The sequence below is a fragment of the Geminocystis sp. CENA526 genome, assembly GCF_050753365.1.
Classification (GTDB): domain Bacteria; phylum Cyanobacteriota; class Cyanobacteriia; order Cyanobacteriales; family Cyanobacteriaceae; genus Geminocystis.
Genome location: NZ_JBLZFY010000298.1, coordinates 1 through 1234, shown reverse-complemented (window position 1 = coordinate 1234; position 1234 = coordinate 1). Strand labels below are relative to the sequence as shown.

Below are 1234 nucleotides of genomic sequence, written 5' to 3'. Positions count from 1 at the left end.
TTGATGGTGAGCCTCCTGTCTTAGTTATCGCTATGGTAAATCCCGATGACTTACAGGCTTTAGACGATGTGAAAAAATTATTACGTTCTAAGGGATTGGGACTACAAAGAATTGTCATCACCGAAGAAGATTACGATAAATTACTAGGAAAATATTATGCAGAAGAAAAAGAACGGCAAAAAATAAAAGAAGCGAAAGAAAAGAAAAAAGAATTAGATAGATTAGGCGATGTTAGTGATATTGTTGAAGATTTAGCGGATCATAGCCTAGAAGACGCTGAAGACGAAGATGCTGGAGATTTGGCTTCCACCAATGAAGCAAACCAAGCGCCAGTAATCAAATTAGTTAATAGTATTTTAATCAAAGCCTTACAAGAGGGGGCATCGGATATTCATATTGAGCCTCAAGAAGAAAATTTCCGAGTGCGATTAAGGAAAGACGGGGTACTGCGTCAATATTTTACACTGCCTAAGCACATTATTCCAGCAGTTACAGCTCGTTTCAAAATTTTAGCGGAATTAGACATTGCTGAACGCCGACTTCCTCAAGATGGCAAAATTCGCCGTATATTTCAGGGAAGAAAAGTAGATTTTCGAGTTAATACCCTTCCTAGTCGTTATGGAGAAAAAGTCTGTTTGCGGATTCTGGATAACTCAGCAACTCAATTAGGTTTAGACTTTTTAATTAGTGATGAAGAAACCTTAAATAAAGTTCGAGATATTGCTAGTCGTCCTTTTGGTTTAATTTTAGTTACAGGACCTACGGGATCGGGTAAATCCACTAGCTTATATTCGGTATTAGCAGAAAGAAATGATCCGGGGGTGAATATTAGTACAGCAGAAGATCCGATCGAGTACGCCTTACCTGGTATTACTCAGGTGCAGGTAATTCGAGAAAAAGGCATGAACTTTGCTTCTATTTTACGCGCTTTTATGCGTCAAGACCCCGATATTATCCTTGTGGGTGAAACCAGAGACGCTGAAACCGCAAAAACTGCCATCGAGGCTGCTTTAACAGGACACTTGGTATTAACCACCCTCCATACTAACGATGCGGCGGGTGCGATCGCTCGTTTAGATGAAATGGGAGTTGAACCTTTTATGATTTCAGGGGCGTTATTAGGGGTATTGGCTCAACGTCTCATGCGTCGAGTTTGCAGTGAATGTAAAGAAGCCTATAACCCCACCAGAGAAGAATTAGCCCGTTTTGGCATGACTGCATCCAATGAAGAATC

At 40.5% G+C, this 1234-nt stretch carries 1 protein-coding gene; it reads left to right on the top strand.

Going from position 1 to position 1234, the window contains the following annotated elements:
- A partial coding sequence (locus ACN4EE_RS23505) for a GspE/PulE family protein (protein ID WP_431708933.1) occupies nucleotides 1–1234 on the top strand: 1234 nt, incomplete at both ends.